This is a genomic window from Chitinophaga sp. 30R24 (assembly GCF_049056765.1).
Lineage (GTDB): Bacteria > Bacteroidota > Bacteroidia > Chitinophagales > Chitinophagaceae > Chitinophaga.
Window position 1 is genome coordinate 914,981 of record NZ_JBJGXX010000001.1, and the last position, 18,070, is coordinate 933,050.

Sequence of the window (18,070 nt, forward strand, 5' to 3'; positions counted from 1 at the left end):
TCAGGAGAGCAGCCAACAGGTTGCTTCCTGAGAAAACTACTATTGTAGCGTTTGTTGAGAGGGAGTGCCGGCTAGAACGATAATCGTATAGTGGTGACTGTTTGTGTTTGATTAACACTTTCATCGTTTTTTTTAGTTTTTTTGGAGAATGATTTTTAACCCAAGAAAACTATTTGTCATTGTTGGTTACCCCCATACAGGCAAAACTAAAACCTTACAACAGATTTTTCACCGGAAGCATTTCTTCCCTTATAAGCAACCTATTTCAACCGCTTATTTCGGAGCAGAGAAATTTATTGTGATCAACATTTCAGACCACAATCACCGAACAGCCAATTATCTGCTCCGCATCAAGGATGTAATGAAGTACCATACGGAAACACAGGCTTATTTTCTTGTGGTAATCAGTATGGCCTTTGATAACAGTAACCGGGATGTGAAGAATATACTGGCGTATTTCAACCAGTCTGGTTGGGATATTCATTACTTGCTGCTATCCAGCAGTTGGTATGATAAAAGTATTATCAAGGAGCAGGATGTAATCCTTTTTAAACAATTGATAGAGCGGGGTAGGATACATATATTGGAAAGGTTGGTAACGCTATCGCCTATACGGTTTAATGAAAGAGTGGAAGAAGTAAAAGAGGTGATCTTGAAGGCGCTGGAGCAGAAGGTGGTCATGCTAAGCTGAGATGTGCAAAGCAAGGATGATGAACAAAGTAATATCCCTTAATTTATTGGTAAGGGATAAGAATACTTTTTTTATCATAGTTATCACCCCGGGTGAATATCTAACCTCTAAATGTTATCGCGGGGCATTGGTTAACAATGCCCAAACCTATTATTGCCTGGTCCTGAAATTTTTGGATGGCGAAAAGGAGCCCAAGCCTGGCTGCTAACGTTAACGTGTTTCCAAACGCTATGAGAGAGCGTATTAGAGATGTGAACTTCATTGTATCAGGCTATAGGAAAGGCGGTGTTTAGGCAAAAAAAAAGAGATCACTAAAAGTGATCTCTTTCTGTGGTGTGAGCCGGGATCGAACCGGCGACACAAGGATTTTCAGTCCTTTGCTCTACCAACTGAGCTACCGCACCATCCGTTTTTTATTGCCATCTCTCGTGATGGGATTGCAAAAGTAATACAATCTTTGTAATTGCAAAATTTTTTTTCAAAAAAGTTACAAAATTACTTTTTCATCCAAGATACCACTCCACAGTTCATGCCTCCAATGCAACGACAGGCGTGCATATTCAGCTGCTTCCTCCCATTTTTTGGCGTCATTTCCACAGAGTTCATTTACCATTTGCATGGCGAGTTGGCTATGATGATCGCCATCAACTTCGATGTGGCGTTCCAGGTAGTAAATGAATGTGCTTAGTTTGCCGGGTATTTTCTGGTCCAGGTCTTTCACTAATGCCAGGAACATATCCGGAATAAGGTCTTCCCTGCCAAAGGTAAAGACAGCTGCCATAATGTGTGGCTTGCCGCTGGCAATCACATCAAAGGTAAAGCCGAGAAAGCCCTTTACAGCCTCAGGAAGGGGAGATGTTTCCAAAATCTGCGCAATAGACTTACCGGCTTCCACATCGGCTATAATCGCCTCTATTGGGCTGTAATCGGCTCCTGCCTGTTGCATGGCGCGGAGATACAGTTCATAGTGGCTGCAGCGGTTGCCGTCCATGTCCACATCACTTTCTTCACCAGTTACAATTTCATTGATCAGGTAACGGGTAGCGGCGTTGCCAGTTGGGATCCAGGGTACGTTTACGCAGGTAAGTTGTTGTTGTAGGCCTTTCAGAAGCGACATAAAGTCCCATACTGCATATACGTGGTACTGCATAAAAGTACGAACATCATCCAGTGTTTGGAGGGAGGCATACAGCGGGTGCGCTACCACTTGATTACGGGTAGAGGCGATTGTTTCCTGTACTTGTTTGATACTCATTTCAATGTATTTGTATTTTTGATCTGGTAGCCCGGTTTAATTGCCGTATTCTACCAGGAATTTGATGCGCACCAGTTTTAATTGCTCCAGTGAATAATCATTTTCAATCAGCTCTTCCCGGGCCAGCGCGAGACTGGAAGTTTCGCAGCCTTTAAAATACTCCATGATTTCATCCTGGGCATAATCGTCCAGTTCTTCGTCCAGGCAATAATCGATATTTAGTTTGGTTCCACTGGCAACAATAGTTTCCATTTCATCAAGTAGTTGCGACAGAGAAAGTTCCTTGTTTTTGGCAATGGTTTCCAGTGGTATTTTTTTATCGATGTTCTGAATAATGAATACTTTCATACCGCTTTTATTCACCACACTTTTCATCACAAAATCATCCGGTTTGGTGATGTTGTTTTCCTCTACGTACCGGGTAATTATATCCAGGAACTGTTTGCCATAACGAACGGCTTTTCCCTTGCTGACCCCCTGGATTTTTTCCAGTTCGGCTACAGTGGTAGGGTATTGGGTAGCCATGTCTTCCAGGGATGTTTCCAGAAAGATCACAAAAGGAGGAAGGCTTTTTTCCTTGGATACCTTTTTACGTAGCTCCTTCAGCATTTCAAAGAGTACAGGATCGGCTGAGGCCTGCGCTTCTGCCGCAGCTTCTTCTTCGTCGTCCTGGGCGTCTTCATCAAACTGATGATTGAGCGCCACCATGATGGAGTAGGGCTTCTTCAGGAATTTGGCGCCTTTTTCTGTTACTTTCAGCAGGCCATATTCCTCAATATCCTTTTCTATCAATCCTTCCAGCATCATTTGACGCATTAGGGAGTTCCAGAAGTGTGCATCAAATTCTTTTCCTTCCCCGAATACTTCCAGTTGGTCGTGGCGGTAAGTGGTGATTTGCGGACTTACCTTTCCGGTGATGACATTGATTACGTATTCGCTGCCAAAACGTTCCTCCAGCGATTGGATGGCTTTGAGCATGATTACCACGCGGTTCTTTACCTCAATTTTTTCTTTAGGATTGCGGCAGTTATCGCATTGACCACAATTTTCTGTTTCGTAGTGTTCTCCGAAATAGTGCAGGATCACTTTACGGCGGCATACGGCGCTTTCTGCATAAGCAACGGTTTCGTTGATCAGTTGGGCGCCCATTTCGCGTTCGCTGAGCGATTTATCCCGCATCAGATGCTCCAGTTTCTGTACATCTTTGTGGGAATAGTAGCAGATACAGTGGCCTTCCAATCCATCCCTTCCGGCACGGCCAGTTTCCTGGTAGTAGTTTTCCAGGCTTTTGGGGATATTATAGTGGATCACAAAGCGGACGTCTGGCTTGTCGATCCCCATACCAAAAGCAATGGTGGCTACAATCACTTCGGTATCTTCATGCAGGAACATATCTTGCCGCTGCGCCCTGGTAGTAGGGTCCAGGCCGGCATGATAAGCCACCGCTTTAATCCCGTTGGCCACCAGCATATCTGCCAGCTCCTCAGTGGTTTTACGGTTAAGGGTGTAGATAATACCACTTTTCCCCTTATGCTGATGGATAAACTTAACGATATCTTTAATAGTTTGTTCCTTTTTCCACTTAGGCCGGATCTCGTAGTAGAGATTAGGCCGGTTAAAAGAAGAAATAAAGATATTGGCCTTATTCAGCCCAAGATTTTTAACGATATCGCTCTGTACTTTGGGAGTTGCCGTTGCGGTAAGTGCTATAATAGGCAGCTTATCGCTGATCTGGTCGATCATTTCTTTCAGGCGGCGGTACTCCGGCCGGAAATCATGCCCCCACTCAGAAATACAATGCGCTTCATCTACGGCAATAAAAGAGATTTGCAGCTCCTTAAAAAAGTCGAGGTTCTCCTGTTTGGTAAGCGTTTCCGGAGCTACATAGAGTAGCTTGGTTTTTTCTGCCATCAGGTCTGCCCGCACTTTTTTTATCTGTGCCTTAGATAAAGTCGAGTTAAGAAAATGGGCTACATTGTCTTTACTACTGTAGCCTCTTACCAGGTCTACCTGGTTTTTCATCAGCGCAATAAGGGGTGATACGATCAACGCGCACCCCGGACTCATCAGAGCCGGTAGTTGGTAGCATAGTGATTTACCTCCACCAGTTGGCATAATAACAAAAGTATCTTTGCCTGACAGGATGCTATTTATAATTTTTTCCTGATTTCCTTTAAAGGAATCGAACCCAAAGTGTTCGCGTAATGCATCCATCAAACGTTCCTTTACAACAGCCATTGCATTCAAATTTAAACTCTAAAGAACCAACAAATGACGAAATATATTTATATGTTTTTTAGGGGACACGAAGTTACTTAAAAAAGCCCGGAGTATCAATATAAATTACTCGACCGTATCAGTGCTGACTAAAAAATGATAAATTTGTAAATCGTCATGAAAAATAATCAAATTATTAATATCGGACAGGTAGCTAGGCGTACTATTGCGATGGAGGCATCAGCGATCAATGATTTGCAACAGTTTATAGATGCAGATTTTGAAAAGGTGGTGGAATGTATTGCGCAATGTGAAGGACGATTGGTAGTAACCGGGATCGGTAAAAGTGCCATTATTGCACAAAAAATAGTAGCCACGTTAAATTCTACAGGCACGCCTGCCCTTTTCATGCATGCAGCGGATGCGATCCATGGGGATCTGGGTATGATCCGGGAAGAGGATATTGTGATGTGCATTTCCAAAAGTGGTACTTCTGCAGAAATTAAAGTGTTAGTGCCGCTAGTGAAGAATTTTGGCAACACTTTAATTGCCATGGTGGGTAATCCTCATTCATTTTTAGGTACAGCAGCCGATTATGTTCTCAATACTTCCGTTAGTAAGGAAGCCTGCCCAAATAATCTGGCGCCCACTACCAGCACCACTGCTCAGTTGGTAATGGGGGATGCATTAGCCGTTTGCCTGATAGAATGGCACGGATTTACTGCTGCCGATTTTGCTAAATTCCACCCCGGCGGGGCGCTGGGTAAAAAATTATACCTGAAAGTAAACGATCTCAGTAAATTACATCAGGCGCCACAAGTGTTACTGGATAGTTCCCTGAGGGAAGTGATCGTTGAAATTTCATCCAAAATGCTGGGTGTGACCGCTGTATTGGATGAAAACGGTATCTTGCAAGGTATCATAACGGATGGCGACCTGCGCAGAATGCTGGAGAAAAATGTTCCTACAGCAGCAGTAACAGCAAAAGATATAATGTCGCTATATCCGAAAACGATCCAGCAGGATCAGTTGGCAATCAATGCATTAGAAATGATGCGCCAGCATGATATTACTCAATTGCTGGTAATGGACGGCATACGATATCAAGGTATTATTCACTTACATGATTTAATCAGAGAAGGAATTATTTAAAATGACACAGCTGAATAACCATTTTTATGTGGCAATTATGGCAGGGGGCATCGGCAGCCGCTTCTGGCCCCACAGCCGCACAGACAATCCCAAGCAGTTCCTGGACATTCTGAATACAGGGAAAACGCTTCTGCAATGGACATATGAGCGTTTTTTACAGTTTATTCCCCCAGAAAACATATTTGTGGTAACCCACCATCAGTATACGGGTAAAGTAAGTGAACAGCTGCCAGCGCTTCCTGTTGCCAATATCGTGAGCGAGCCCTCCCGTAAAAATACAGCGCCTTGTGTAGCTTATATCTCCCATAAAATACATAAACAAGATCCGCTGGCCAATATTATTTGCGCACCTGCTGATCATCTGATCCTGGACGGGCCGGCTTTTACAAACGCCTGTTTAAACGCGCTGTTATTTGTACAGAAAAATAGTGCCCTTGTTACCTTGGGAATTAAGCCAACCCGCCCGGATACGGGCTACGGTTATATACAGTTTGAGCCCCAACATGTGGCAGATAATGTATACCAGGTAAAAACCTTCACCGAAAAGCCTAACCTGGAACTAGCTAAAACATTCCTGCAAAGCGGCGATTTCCTCTGGAATGCAGGCATCTTCGTATGGAACGTAAAAACGATCCTGGCTGCGCTCAAACAGTTCCTCCCGGAAATGGACGAGCTGTTTGAAAATGTTACGGATGTACTGAATACACCAAAGGAAAAAGAAGCCATAGAGCAGGTATACCCTCAGTGTACCAATATTTCTATCGATTATGGTATCATGGAAAAAGCGGGGAATGTGTATGTGATCCCCTCCAACTTCGGTTGGAGCGATCTGGGTACCTGGGCCTCTGCTTATGAAAACCTGGAAAAAGATTACCTTGGCAACGCCGTGCAAGGAAAGAATGTGGTGATAATAGACGCCACCAAATGCATGGTAAAAGTGCCGAACGAAAAGCTGGTACTGCTCCAGGGATTAGATGAGTTTATCGTGATAGATACGCAAGATGTATTACTCATCTGCAAGAAAGAAAATGAACAACAGATCAAGGAATATGTGGCGGATATAAAGCGTAATAAGGGAGAAAAATTCCTCTGATTTTTACCCACATATTTACTACATAGAGAAGGCAAAGTATGCAGAAATAACAAGTTTGCGTACTTTGCCTTTCTTGTGTAAAAGAAAAAATCAACCCAAATGATCTCCAAACTGCCCAATGTAGGTACTACCATATTCACCGTCATGTCTGGACTGGCGGCTACCCATAAAGCCATTAATCTTTCCCAGGGATTTCCTGATTATGACTGCAGCGACGATCTCAAGGCCATGGTGAACGAGGCTATGCAGCAAGGCCATAATCAATATGCGCCTATGCCGGGTTTACTTCAGCTCAGAACCGCCATTGCAGAAAAGGTTAACCATATTTACCGACAGCCGGTAAACCCCGATACTGAAATAACCATTACGCCAGGAGGCACTTACGCCATTTTTACCGCCATTGCCACCTGTATACAGCCGGGAGATGAAGTCATTATTTTTGAACCGGCATACGATAGTTATATTCCTAATGTGCTGGTAAACGGAGGGAAGCCCGTATTAATCCCGCTATCATTTCCGGATTACCGGATCAACTGGGAGGAGGTGCGTAATAAAATTACCTCCCGTACCCGCATGATTATGCTCAACACGCCGCATAATCCTACCGGTAGCATCCTGCAGGAAAATGACATACAGGAGCTGGAAAAGCTTGTGGCGGAGTTTGATCTGTTAGTATTATCCGACGAAGTATACGAGCATCTGGTATTTGATGGTGCACAACATCATAGCATGTTGCGTTACCCGGCAATTTTCCGGAATAGTTTTGTTACGTTCTCATTTGGAAAAGTGTTTCACAATACAGGCTGGAAAATGGGTTATTGTATAGCTCCTGAACGTCTTATGAAAGAATACCGTAAAGTGCATCAATACCTTTGTTTTTCTGTGAACACGCCCATGCAATATGGCCTGGCGCAATTCCTGGAAACACCGTCGCATTACCTGGAGTTGCCGGCATTTTACCAGCATAAGAGAGATTATTTCCTGCAACTAATGAAAGACACTCGTTTTAGCCCGCTTGCCAGTCAGGGAAGTTATTTTCAATTGATGAAATATGACCGTATTTCACAAGAAGGGGATAAAGATTTTGCCATCCGTCTTACTAAGGAATTTGGAGTAGCGGTGATACCTGTTTCTGCTTTCTACGAAGATGGAAAAGATGATCATGTAATCCGTTTCTGCTTTGCTAAAAAAGAGAGCACGTTGGAGCAGGCTGCAGAAAGGCTCCGTAAAATTTAATCAGCAATTGGTTATATAGCTTAAGGGAAGCACCCTATAATTGTTTTCTCAGCTGCCTTTAAAAAAACTGATTGAACAGATTATTGAGCGCTTCCCTTTTGCTGGTAGTGTTTCCCTGCTATTTTATGAAAAAGCGATGTTTTTTATTGATCAATGACTATACTGCTACGGCAGCCGGCTCCCTGCTTTCCAGAATAAGGGTATGCTCCAGGAAGTTAACCACGCCTGTTTCCACGTCGTAGGTAGCGCCGATGATACCCACTTCTCCTTTCAATATCATGTCACGGAGAATATTACTTTGTTCCATAATCGCTTGTACCGAACGTTGTGTGTGGATATGGTTCACTGCTTCTACAAATGTTGGATTGTTGGAGCTACGATCTTCCTTCACGGCTTTTTCTGCAAATACAGCCGGGGCGATCTTATTTAGTAAGCCGGTGAGATTGCCCATTTCTACTGCATCGCAAGCGCCTTTTATTGCGCCGCATTTGGTATGTCCTAATACAACGATAAATTTTGAGCCGGCTACTTTGCAGGCATACTCCAGGCTGCCCAGTACGTTATCTGAAATAACTGCGCCGGCTAAACGGATGCTGAAAATGTCTCCCAGTCCCTGGTCAAAGATCAGCTCAGCAGAGGTACGGGAATCCATACAGCTAACAACGGCCGCCATAGGCCACTGTCCGTCACGTGTATCATTCACCATTTGTAATAAGTTGCGGTTTAGGCGGAGGTTATCCACAAAACGGTTATTGCCGGCTTGGAGTAACTCGAGTGCCTGTCTGGGTGATATATTAGCTTGAGAAATTTTATTCAATGTTTTCATAATTGTCATTTTTGAAATTTTAAAAATGAGCTGATTAAAACAAAGCGTGGTCATCCGTTCTTACATAACTGTTGTTATTCAGTCGTTGAAGATGCTTTGCATTAATTTAACTGTAGCTCTTTCAGTAATACTTCATGGTTACCGGAAGAAATAGTATGTACTTGTGGTGAGTTGAGCCTCGTTTGTTCTTCGGCACTCAGGTCGGGTGTATTTTGTATGTTATACACCGGTTTAAAACCTGTCAGGATTACTTTGATATTTTTTTGTGGCGCCTTGATATCTTTAAATTCCCGGATGGTTTGCAATACATCAAAGTCGATATAAGCCGTTTTATGGGCGTCTATTACCAGTGTAATGTTTTCGGGTATATGATCCAGGGTGAGCAGGATACTGGCTTTGTTTAAGAAAGACACTTCCTGGGCCAGTTCCAGCCTTATGCTGTCGCCGTTATGGTATTTTTCTTTGCGGAAATAGTAAGAGCTTTTCATATTACCCCTTAAAATAGCCAGGATGCTAACTACCATTCCCAGGGCAATGCCAATCAGCAGGTCGGTGAATACAATGGCGATCACGGTTACGAGGAAAGGTATCCATTGGTATTTACCATTTTTAAACATCTCTTTGAAGATGGAAATTTTGCACAGTTTATAACCGGTTACCAACAATACTGCGGCCAGGGTGGCGAGCGGGATTTTATTGAGCAACGCCGGGATCAGGGCAGCACATATCAGTAATAGGGCGCCATGCACCATGGAGGCCATTTTAGTTTTACCACCGGCATTGATGTTGGCGCTGGAACGTACAATTACGGACGTAATGGGCAAACCACCAATTAAGCCGCTTACTATATTCCCTACGCCTTGGGCTTTCAGTTCCCGGTTAGGAGAAGTATAACGTTTCAACGGGTCTAATTTATCTGTAGCTTCTACGTTCAGCAGGGTTTCTACCGAGGCTACAATGGCAATAGTAATCCCGGTGATCCATACTTCCTTGTTGCCTATTTCACTGAAACGGGGGAAGGTAAACTGACCAATAAAGTCATTGAAGCTACTGGGTACCGGAAGGGATACCAGGTGGTTAGATCCCAGTGCCAGCAACGCACTGCCGGAAAAAGCTGTATTTAACAGTATTCCGGTAATTACGGCTACCAGCGGCGCTGGCACAACGTTGAGTTTTGGGATTTTGCTCCAATACAGAATAATGAAAATGGAAATAATAGTGATCAGTGTAGCACCCAGATTAATATGGTTAATAGCAGAAAGCAAGGCACTAAAAGTATTATCGCCATCTACTTGGAAAAAAGCGCTATCTCCTTCTGCATCCGCATCATAGCCAAAGGCATGCGGCAGTTGCTTGAGTATAATGATAATACCAATGGCGGTGAGCATCCCGGTGATAACGTTAGATGGGAAGTAATTAGCCACGGTACCAGCTTTAATAGTGCCCAGCAGCAGCTGTAGGGCGCCGGCAATTACTACGCTCAAGAGAAATATATCGAAGGCGCCTAATTTGGTAATGGCTACCAGCACCACGGCGGTAAGTCCGGCTGCGGGGCCACTTACACTTAATTGGGAGCTGCTCAAGAAGCCGATCACCAGGCCACCCACGATACCGGAAATCATACCGGCAAAAAGAGGGGCGCCAGAAGCTAATGCAATACCCAAGCACAAGGGCACGGCAATGAGAAAAACTACCAGGCCGGCGGAGAAATCGCCTTTTATATTAGAAAATAAAGAAGTTGTTTGCTTGTTCATAAAAAATCGCTTTTTCGTTGGGGGATCGCACTTCCGGATAGCAGCACCAGCTGCAACCGTGGAAGTGATCATGTAAACAGGATCATACTGTTACATCGGACTGGATGGATACACGTATAAGGATACGGGATACAACGCCCTGGCAGTATAAATCAATTGATAAATAAAATAAATGGGAAGCCTGGTAGCTGAGAAAACAACTACAAGGAAAATTATGCTATGTGCAGGTTGGGAGGAGGGGCGTGTATTTCCTGGGCAGGATTGCTGGGTATATCTTCCATATACTCGCTATGCAATATGCCGATGATCAGGAGTGGGTTAAATTGTAATTCATCAAACTGCTTACAAAATTTTATTTCTTTCGTAATTTTTGTAATGTCTCCGTCTCCGCCGGCATCTACCGGATGCTCTTCTACGATCTGATTATTAAACAGCAACTTCCCTACTTCCTTGATTGGAAGCAGTTGAGACACCATGAGTGCCAACAGGAATATGCCGATAACTTTCTTCATAGTTAGATAATGCTCGTACAAATGTAAATGAGGGAAATCATATATCGTATTGCCAACTCATTAAAAATATGTTAAAGCACTTTAACAGTAAAAAAGAAATTGACCATTTATCCTTGAATGAAACCGTTTATCATTTTAAAAAATAGATATTTTGAATGATTTTAGGCTGAAAAGGCTTAACAGTATTGGTTTTTATCTGGTTCTTTAAAGGTAATGTTTAAAGCAAGTTATTTTGCTTTGTATGGTATTGTGTATTGCATAGTAGTAAATAATTCATATTTTTGTGTGGTAAAGTTGAAGAAAAGCTTTACTGGCATCAATAACCACGATTAAAAAACAAAAGCTCACTTGCCATGAACATTGATAACACACAATCTCAGATGAGGAAAGGCGTGCTGGAGTTTTGCATATTATCCGTCATTAAGCAGGGAGAAGCTTACCCTTCAGACATTATTGAAAAGATGAAAGAAGCAAAGCTTGACATTCTGGAGGGTACCCTTTATCCCTTATTAACAAGGTTAAAAAATGCAGAATTGCTCACCTATCGTTGGGTAGAAAGTAGCTCAGGCCCCCCAAGGAAATATTTTTCCATGACGGAAAAAGGAGAAGCCTTTTACCGGGAACTGGAAACCACCTGGAACGAATTGGCTAATGCAGTGCATCAGCTTACACAAAACAGTACCCCTTTGTAAAAGAACAACACCTAAACCTAAAACCTAAATCAACGATCAAGATGAAAAAGATTATTAACATAAACTTGTCGGGCCGTCTTATCCCCATTGAGGATAGTGCTTATGAGATACTGAACCAGTATCTGGACAGTCTGAAAAAATATTTTTCTAAAGAGGAAGGTGGAGATGAAATTGTGTCTGATATAGAAGGCCGCATCGCAGAATTGTTCCAGGATAAATTAAAAAAAGGTGCTCATTGCATTACCGACGAGGATGTGATAGCGATAAAAGCTTCTATGGGTACTCCTGAACAGTTCGATGAGGTGAGTGCAGACACCAATCAACAACAAAAAACGGCAGATACAGATTATATCCCCCGTCCCAGAAAACGCTTGTACCGCGATCCAGACAATAAAGTGCTGAGTGGCGTATGTAGCGGTTTGGGCGCCTATTTCAATATAGACCCGGTTATTTTTCGTATAATATTCGCGCTGCTGGCTATTGGAGGCTTCGGCTCCGGGGTGTTGGTATATTTTATCCTCTGGATTGCTACCCCTTCTGCCAATACTACTGCTGAAAAGCTCGAGATGAGAGGAGAACGGGTAGACTTGAACAATATCAGGTCTACTATCCAGGAAGAGCTGAACAACGTGAAAGGCCAGATGAAAAATGTAAAGGAAGATATCCGAAATTTTTCGCAGGGCCGCGGAAGGCAAGTAGGTAACGATATCGAGCGCTTTTTTGTAAACCTGGGAACAGGTTTGGTGCAGGTGCTGGTGGCGATTACAAAAGGGTTCTTTTATTTCTTCGCTGTAGTGATGCTTATTTGCCTGGTGGTAATAGGTATAGTCATTGCAGTATCCTCCGCGGCCCTTTTCCCTATTAAAGATCTTTTCCTGGGCACTCCTTTACAAAACATCTTGTTTTGGCCCGCCCTGGGTTTATTGATCGGTATCCCCATAGTAGCATTGGTGATATTTATTATCCGTAAGTTAACTGGTGTAAAAGAAACTAGCCGCTACGCAGGGTATACGCTTACATTACTGTGGCTGCTCGGGTTGGCTTTTGCTGCTATTATTACGGTATCCATGGTAAAAGATTTCAGAAGATCCACTATCGTAACGGCGTCTGTAGACATAAAACAACCTTCCCAGGGAAAGCTGATTATCAAAAGAATCCCGGGTATCCTGAGCGATAATGAGGATATGAGCTTCTTTGATGACCACTTATTGATCGCAGATGATACCACCCTTATCAATTATGTAAAGGTAAGACTGGAGAAAAGCCCGAACGATAGTTTTGCTGTGGAGATAGCCCGTTTTTCTCGCGGTCGTACTATCCAGCAGGCCCGCGAAATGGCAAATGACATTGTTTTCCCGCTTAATCAACAAGACTCTGTGTTATATTTGCCCGAAGGATTTGCGTTACCATTGCACGCAAAATATCGCGGTCAGTATGTAAGGGTAACTATTAAAGTGCCGGTCGGTAAAAACATTGAAATAGACCCCGAAGCCCGTCACAATTTCGATATCAGCTGGCATAGCAAATATAATAACGACGATGATGAGGAGAATGGTTCTATTAACTTGAAAATGACGCCCTCCGGTACTACCGAAGAGAACGAACATATTCTTTCCCACGAAAAATCAGATTCCTCCAAAACCGAAGAAGTATACCACTACAAAGGGTCCAGAGAATAAGCCATCTTTTTACAATCGTTAAAAAGATGATAAAATTAAAAAGCATCATAACAAATACAATAGCCGAATTCGGCTATTGTATTTGTTATGATTGTATTATATATTAAAAATTTTATTATTTTGTGCGATGGGCAGATATTTCCCGATATGATCATCCGACAGGCCGATTAATGTTTAACTTTGCGTATTCAGCAGTTAATATTAAAAAATAGGATAAGATAAGGAATGCAGGCTCCCATAAACATCGCGCTGGTAGGAAATCCGAATAGTGGCAAAAGTTCCCTTTTTAATGCGCTCACCGGTTTAAACCAAAAGGTGGGCAACTTTCCAGGAGTAACGGTAGATAAGAAAACCGGAACAGCTCAGATAGTGCCTGGCCTTGCTGCCAATATTATCGATTTGCCGGGAACCTATAGCCTGTATCCTAAAAGTGCGGATGAATATGTTACCTATGACGTGCTGATTAACCAGAAAAATGAAGACGTTCCCCGCCTGGTGATTATCGTGGCTGATGCCTCCAATCTAAAGCGGAACCTACTCTTTTGTTCCCAGATCATAGACCTGAAAATTCCGGTTATTATTGCCCTGACTATGTTGGACATTGCCCGTAAAAAGGGGGTGGAAATAGACCTGGATGGGCTGGAAAGAGAGTTGGGCGTACCGGTGGTATCTATTAATCCCCGTAAGAATAAAGGGATCACAGAGATCAAAAAAGTGATAGACCTGGCTCTGCGCTCCCACTATAGCATTCCTCCCAGGGATTTTATCAATAACAATGCACTGGCCAAAGAGGTGATTGATGACGTGAAGAAAACAGTGTCCTGCAAAAGCGATTATGGCGCTTTGCACATCGCCGTGAATGCAGAAGACCTGCCCTTCCTGGATAAACAACAGAAAGTGGCGATACGTCAATCCCTGGAACAACATCAATTCAACAAAACGAAGATACAGGCCGAAGAAATTATGCAGCGGTATGCCCGCATCAAGCATATTATGAAGGCAACCGTGGTGGAAACCGATCCTCTGCAGAAACAATTGCGTTCCGAAAAAATAGATGATCTGCTGCTGCATCGTTTCTGGGGATATGTGATCCTGTTGTTGGTAATGTTTTTACTTTTCCAGAGCATTTTCTGGCTGGCTTCTTATCCGATGGATTGGATTGAGAAAGGATTTGGGGCATTAAGTGGTTGGTTAAGCAGCACCTTGCCAGACAATAAGGTCAGCGATTTCTTTATCAATGGTATCCTGGCCGGAGTTAGCGGGTTTGCAGTATTTATACCTCAGATCATGATCCTGTTTGGCCTGATCACTATTTTGGAAGATACCGGCTATATGGCCCGTATCAGCTTCCTTACAGATCGTTTGATGAGACAGGTGGGACTAAATGGGAAATCGGTGATGCCACTGATCAGCGGTGTAGCCTGCGCGGTACCAGCTATCATGGCCACCCGTACCATCGAGAATAAAAAAGAAAGGTTGATCACCATTATGGTAACGCCTTTAATGAGTTGCTCGGCCAGGTTACCTATTTATACCATGATGATTGCATTGGTGATCCCCGACAAACATATTGGTATATTAGGGTTACGGGGTCTGGTAATGATGGGGCTTTACTTACTGGGTTTTGTGATGGCTATTTGTATCGCAGCGATCATGAAGCTTTTTGTACGTATTAAGGAGAAAAGCTATTTTATTATGGAGTTGCCGGTATACCGTTCCCCACGTTGGGCGAATGTGGGTACTACCATGGTAGAGAAGGCGAAAATATTTGTAAAGGATGCCGGTAAAGTAATTGTGGTGATCTCGGTGATTCTCTGGTTCCTGGCTTCTTATGGGCCTGCCAGCAGGATGGAACCAGTGCACCGGCATTATGAACAGCTGCTGGCGCAAGTACCGGCCGATTCTCCGCAGGTAGCCGAACTGAATAAACAGTTTCAATCTGCCAAATTATCCAACTCTTATGCCGGCGTGCTCGGTCATGCTATAGAACCGGTTATCCGCCCATTGGGCTTCGATTGGAAAATAGGTATTGCTTTAATTACCTCTTTTGCTGCCAGGGAAGTATTTGTAGGAACCATGGCCACCTTGTATAGTGTGGGAGAAGATCCTAATAACAATAACGCTACGTTGCGTGAAAAACTGTCGTCTGCCACCTGGCCAGACGGGGCGCAGGTATATACATTAGCTGCAGGGTTATCACTAATGATCTTTTATGCTTTTGCCATGCAATGTATGAGTACCATGGCCATTGTGAAACGGGAAACCAAGTCCTGGAAATATCCGGCTATGCAGTTGTTGTATATGACCGGACTGGCCTATATCTGCAGTTTCATCATCTTTCATATCTTCAAATAATATCTTTGTACATTGCAGCTATAGTAGTTACCCTTAAATGCAATTGTATATGAAATGGCTCTATTACAGTATCTGCCTATTGCTATCGATGTCGGCAGTAGCACAATCTGCTATTGATTCCTCACAACTGATGAAGGATATCCGCACCCTTTCCGACGACAAGTTTGAAGGCCGTAAAGTGGGTACGCCGGGTAACCGTATGGCCCAGTTTTATATTATCGACCGGTTTAAAAAGATAGGTCTTACGCCTTATCATAATACCTATGAATATCCTTTCTATTTCCAGGGGGGAGATAAGCGTATCATGGGAACTAACTTGTACGGCTATATTCCAGGTAAATTAAGCACTGTTATCGTTATTTCTGCCCATTACGATCACCTGGGCATTAAGCCTAATGCCAACGGGCAAGATTCTATCTTCAACGGGGCCGACGACAATGCTTCCGGGGTAGGTGGCTTGCTGGCCCTGGCGACTTATTTCAAACAACATCCGCCCCGTTATACACTCATTTTTGCCGCACTAGACGGAGAGGAAGAAGGCCTGCAGGGCGCGAAAGCATTTGTTCAACAACCACCAGTGCCACTTACGCAGATTAGAATGAATGTGAATATGGATATGATTGCCCACAACGATAAAAACGAATTGTATGCCTGTGGCACCTATCAGTTCCCAGACCTGAAAAAATACATTGATGCGGTGGCGAATGGCGTAACCGTAAAATTACTCACCGGGCACGATAGTGGTATTGAAGATTGGACTAAACAAAGCGATCAGTATGCTTTTTATGCACAGCAGATTCCCTTTCTTTATTTCGGTGTAGAAGACCATCCGGATTATCACCATATAACGGATAAGTATGCACGTATTAATCACTCTTTTTATTATAGGTCGGTACAGGCAATATTAGCAGTAGTAAAGCAGTTGGACAACGATTTGCCTGAAAATAAATATAGCAATGCCAGAAAAATGTAGGGAGTAAAGGCATTAAGATAAACACCGGGGTGGTATCTAAAAAAGATACCACCCCGGTGTTTTTAAGGTATTAAAGGGTTTATTACCGTTTAAAAGTTTGGATCATGCCCTTGAAGCGGGTTGCCTGTAACCGGTTAGCAGGGGTACTGATGATCCGGTTGTTTAGGAATGCTTTGGCAGAACGGCCCAGTGAGGAGGCCGGAATACCCATATCCAGAAGTGCTGCGTGCAACAATGGATCACGCAGGTCGCCCCAATCGGAGGTATAATCGTCATACTCACTGATATCAGGCGTTAAACCAGTGAAATAGTCGCCTTCCCCGGCTGAATTGCGGGATTGGAAACAAACGGCGTACATATCATACTGGGAGAAAGTAATATTAATAAATCCTACAGGCTTTCCATAAGTAGTTTGGCCAATCAGTTTGGTGGTCATGGCAGGTTTGAGCACATTATATAATAGCTCACTGGCAGACACGGTATTACCTGTTACCAGGAAGCTAACCTTGCTTAGGTTGAGGGCGCCTGTTTTCTGGAAATTGGTATTTTTATAGGTAGTGGCTTCACTGTAAAAGATGTCTGTCCAATTGGTGGTGGGATAGTAAGGTACGGCCTTCATGCCTTTGAAGTAGGCGCTGTAATTATTGGTCAGCACATTATTGTTATACGTTTGCGTATACATTAAAGTGTTGGTTTTGGAGGCAGGTACAAGTAAATTGGCCAGGTATTCGGCGGTTTGTACAATACCGCCGCCGTTATATCGCAGGTCGATGATCACTTGTTGTACGCCGGCTTTGCTGAATGCATTGAAAATAGAATCGATCTGTGATTGTACATCTTCCAATGCTACAAAGTTGTTGAATACAAAGTAGCCGATCTTGGTTCCGTTAAAATCATAAAGATGGGAGTACAGCACAGGGTTCAGCTTATAATCGGTAGCGCTTAAAGTGATCTGTTGGCTGCTGCTATCTGGTTTCAGGAAGGAGAAAGAAGCGCTGCTGGCGCCCAACGCCTGGTTTAACAGGTTGTTGCTGGCATTTCCATATTGAAAACTGGTGGTACCGTTTACACCAGTAAGCTGCCAGCCACGTTTAATACCTGCCTGGTCTGCCGGTGAGCCGGGATATACGTATACCACATATAGGGTGGTATTGGTTTCCCAGCCAACTTCAAATCCCATATCACCTACTATACCTTGTTGCAGGGCTCTGGAAGTAGAACCGTCATCCAGAAAGCTATATCTGTCGAGATTACCGCCGGAACTATTTTTCTTATAAGTGATGAGCGAATCGAACATGGCGGTGGTAGTAGAAAAGCTGTTGGGCTTAAAGGTGGTGGAATCCGGAAGTGCATCTGTCCATAGATAAATATCTTTGGTGATAAAAAAGATACTGTCGTTAATGCTTTTCGCTTGTGCGTTATTGTTACTGTTTCCGGCGGGACCGTCATTTTTTTTACAAGCGGGTAATAATATGAAAAGGAATAAACAAATAACCAGGGTTTTGTAGAGATAATTTTTTTGCATGTATTTCAGTTTTTCATGATAAAAAAAGGGGTTATACGTTTCATTATAAGATAATGATGCCATTGTATCACACAGGTTTAAATCTGTGTGATCATATCTTATAAATATAA

Annotated in this window: 14 protein-coding genes and 1 tRNA gene; 8 read left to right on the plus strand and 7 right to left on the minus strand. The window is 43.3% G+C overall.

Annotation, left to right across the window (positions count from 1 at the left end):
• The first annotated feature begins 148 nt into the window (after nt 1-148).
• Nucleotides 149-691 carry a hypothetical protein gene (locus ACDQ55_RS03755; RefSeq protein WP_420979771.1) on the plus strand — a complete coding sequence of 181 codons (543 nt, stop codon included), beginning with the start codon at nt 149-151 and terminating at the stop codon, nt 689-691.
• A 331-nt stretch (nt 692-1,022) separates the two neighbouring features.
• On the opposite strand, the gene ACDQ55_RS03760 is transcribed toward ACDQ55_RS03755, so the two are convergent.
• The 3 genes from ACDQ55_RS03760 to recQ form a co-directional block, all read right to left on the minus strand.
• Nucleotides 1,023-1,095, minus strand: a tRNA-Phe gene (locus ACDQ55_RS03760).
• Nucleotides 1,096-1,178: 83 nt separating this feature from the next.
• Nucleotides 1,179-1,946 (minus strand): DUF3050 domain-containing protein, encoded by a 768-nt coding sequence (locus tag ACDQ55_RS03765; protein ID WP_420979772.1) that lies wholly within the window; start codon nt 1,944-1,946, stop codon nt 1,179-1,181.
• A 36-nt stretch (nt 1,947-1,982) separates the two neighbouring features.
• Nucleotides 1,983-4,184 carry a DNA helicase RecQ gene (gene recQ / locus ACDQ55_RS03770; protein ID WP_420979773.1) on the minus strand — a complete coding sequence of 734 codons (2,202 nt, stop codon included), beginning with the start codon at nt 4,182-4,184 and terminating at the stop codon, nt 1,983-1,985.
• 156 nt (nt 4,185-4,340) lie between these two features.
• Between recQ and ACDQ55_RS03775 the strand changes: the two genes are divergently transcribed.
• The 3 genes from ACDQ55_RS03775 (at nt 4,341) to ACDQ55_RS03785 (ending at nt 7,644) form a co-directional block, all read left to right on the plus strand.
• Nucleotides 4,341-5,315 carry a KpsF/GutQ family sugar-phosphate isomerase gene (locus tag ACDQ55_RS03775; RefSeq protein ID WP_420979774.1) on the plus strand — a complete coding sequence of 325 codons (975 nt, stop codon included), beginning with the start codon at nt 4,341-4,343 and terminating at the stop codon, nt 5,313-5,315.
• A gap of 1 nt (nt 5,316) precedes the next feature.
• Nucleotides 5,317-6,408: a mannose-1-phosphate guanylyltransferase gene (locus ACDQ55_RS03780; protein ID WP_420979776.1), complete on the plus strand. Its 1,092-nt coding sequence runs from the start codon at nt 5,317-5,319 to the stop codon at nt 6,406-6,408.
• 99 nt (nt 6,409-6,507) lie between these two features.
• Nucleotides 6,508-7,644, plus strand: a complete 1,137-nt coding sequence (locus tag ACDQ55_RS03785) for a methionine aminotransferase (RefSeq protein ID WP_420979777.1) — start codon at nt 6,508-6,510, stop codon at nt 7,642-7,644.
• 157 nt (nt 7,645-7,801) lie between these two features.
• Here ACDQ55_RS03785 and ACDQ55_RS03790 read toward each other — a convergent pair whose 3' ends face one another.
• The 3 genes from ACDQ55_RS03790 to ACDQ55_RS03800 form a co-directional block, all read right to left on the minus strand.
• Nucleotides 7,802-8,524: a carbonic anhydrase family protein gene (locus ACDQ55_RS03790; RefSeq protein WP_420979779.1), complete on the minus strand. Its 723-nt coding sequence runs from the start codon at nt 8,522-8,524 to the stop codon at nt 7,802-7,804.
• A gap of 47 nt (nt 8,525-8,571) precedes the next feature.
• Complete coding sequence (locus tag ACDQ55_RS03795; protein ID WP_420979781.1) at nt 8,572-10,224, minus strand: SulP family inorganic anion transporter; 1,653 nt, start codon at nt 10,222-10,224, stop codon at nt 8,572-8,574.
• A gap of 212 nt (nt 10,225-10,436) precedes the next feature.
• Nucleotides 10,437-10,736: a hypothetical protein gene (locus tag ACDQ55_RS03800; RefSeq protein ID WP_420979782.1), complete on the minus strand. Its 300-nt coding sequence runs from the start codon at nt 10,734-10,736 to the stop codon at nt 10,437-10,439.
• 353 nt (nt 10,737-11,089) lie between these two features.
• Between ACDQ55_RS03800 and ACDQ55_RS03805 the strand changes: the two genes are divergently transcribed.
• The 4 genes from ACDQ55_RS03805 (at nt 11,090) to ACDQ55_RS03820 (ending at nt 16,435) form a co-directional block, all read left to right on the plus strand.
• The gene (locus tag ACDQ55_RS03805; RefSeq protein ID WP_420979784.1) at nt 11,090-11,428 is read left to right on the plus strand and encodes a PadR family transcriptional regulator; all 339 of its coding nucleotides are present in this window, start codon (nt 11,090-11,092) and stop codon (nt 11,426-11,428) included.
• 41 nt (nt 11,429-11,469) lie between these two features.
• A complete protein-coding gene (locus ACDQ55_RS03810) occupies nt 11,470-13,107 on the plus strand; it encodes a PspC domain-containing protein (RefSeq protein WP_420979786.1) in 1,638 nt (545 codons plus the stop codon).
• Between the two features lie 225 nt (nt 13,108-13,332).
• A complete protein-coding gene (gene feoB / locus ACDQ55_RS03815; RefSeq protein ID WP_420979787.1) occupies nt 13,333-15,462 on the plus strand; it encodes a ferrous iron transport protein B in 2,130 nt (709 codons plus the stop codon).
• Between the two features lie 49 nt (nt 15,463-15,511).
• Nucleotides 15,512-16,435, plus strand: a complete 924-nt coding sequence (locus ACDQ55_RS03820; RefSeq protein ID WP_420979788.1) for a M28 family peptidase — start codon at nt 15,512-15,514, stop codon at nt 16,433-16,435.
• A gap of 82 nt (nt 16,436-16,517) precedes the next feature.
• Here ACDQ55_RS03820 and ACDQ55_RS03825 read toward each other — a convergent pair whose 3' ends face one another.
• Nucleotides 16,518-17,960, minus strand: a complete 1,443-nt coding sequence (locus ACDQ55_RS03825) for a S41 family peptidase (RefSeq protein ID WP_420979790.1) — start codon at nt 17,958-17,960, stop codon at nt 16,518-16,520.
• Nucleotides 17,961-18,070 lie beyond the last annotated feature (110 nt).

Excerpts from the sequence above, each read along its gene's own strand:
- ACDQ55_RS03780 (WP_420979776.1), top strand. The coding sequence starts at position 5,317 with ATGACACAGCTGAATAACCATTTTTATGTGGCAATTATGGCAGGGGGC.
- ACDQ55_RS03790 (WP_420979779.1), bottom strand. The coding sequence starts at position 8,524 with ATGACCACGCTTTGTTTTAATCAGCTCATTTTTAAAATTTCAAAAATG.
- ACDQ55_RS03775 (WP_420979774.1), top strand. The coding sequence starts at position 4,341 with ATGAAAAATAATCAAATTATTAATATCGGACAGGTAGCTAGGCGTACT.
- ACDQ55_RS03805 (WP_420979784.1), top strand. The coding sequence starts at position 11,090 with ATGAACATTGATAACACACAATCTCAGATGAGGAAAGGCGTGCTGGAG.
- ACDQ55_RS03825 (WP_420979790.1), bottom strand. The coding sequence starts at position 17,960 with ATGCAAAAAAATTATCTCTACAAAACCCTGGTTATTTGTTTATTCCTT.
- ACDQ55_RS03765 (WP_420979772.1), bottom strand. The coding sequence starts at position 1,946 with ATGAGTATCAAACAAGTACAGGAAACAATCGCCTCTACCCGTAATCAA.
- recQ (WP_420979773.1), bottom strand. The coding sequence starts at position 4,184 with ATGGCTGTTGTAAAGGAACGTTTGATGGATGCATTACGCGAACACTTT.
- ACDQ55_RS03810 (WP_420979786.1), top strand. The coding sequence starts at position 11,470 with ATGAAAAAGATTATTAACATAAACTTGTCGGGCCGTCTTATCCCCATT.
- ACDQ55_RS03820 (WP_420979788.1), top strand. The coding sequence starts at position 15,512 with ATGAAATGGCTCTATTACAGTATCTGCCTATTGCTATCGATGTCGGCA.
- ACDQ55_RS03800 (WP_420979782.1), bottom strand. The coding sequence starts at position 10,736 with ATGAAGAAAGTTATCGGCATATTCCTGTTGGCACTCATGGTGTCTCAA.
- ACDQ55_RS03755 (WP_420979771.1), top strand. The coding sequence starts at position 149 with ATGATTTTTAACCCAAGAAAACTATTTGTCATTGTTGGTTACCCCCAT.
- feoB (WP_420979787.1), top strand. The coding sequence starts at position 13,333 with ATGCAGGCTCCCATAAACATCGCGCTGGTAGGAAATCCGAATAGTGGC.
- ACDQ55_RS03785 (WP_420979777.1), top strand. The coding sequence starts at position 6,508 with ATGATCTCCAAACTGCCCAATGTAGGTACTACCATATTCACCGTCATG.
- ACDQ55_RS03795 (WP_420979781.1), bottom strand. The coding sequence starts at position 10,224 with ATGAACAAGCAAACAACTTCTTTATTTTCTAATATAAAAGGCGATTTC.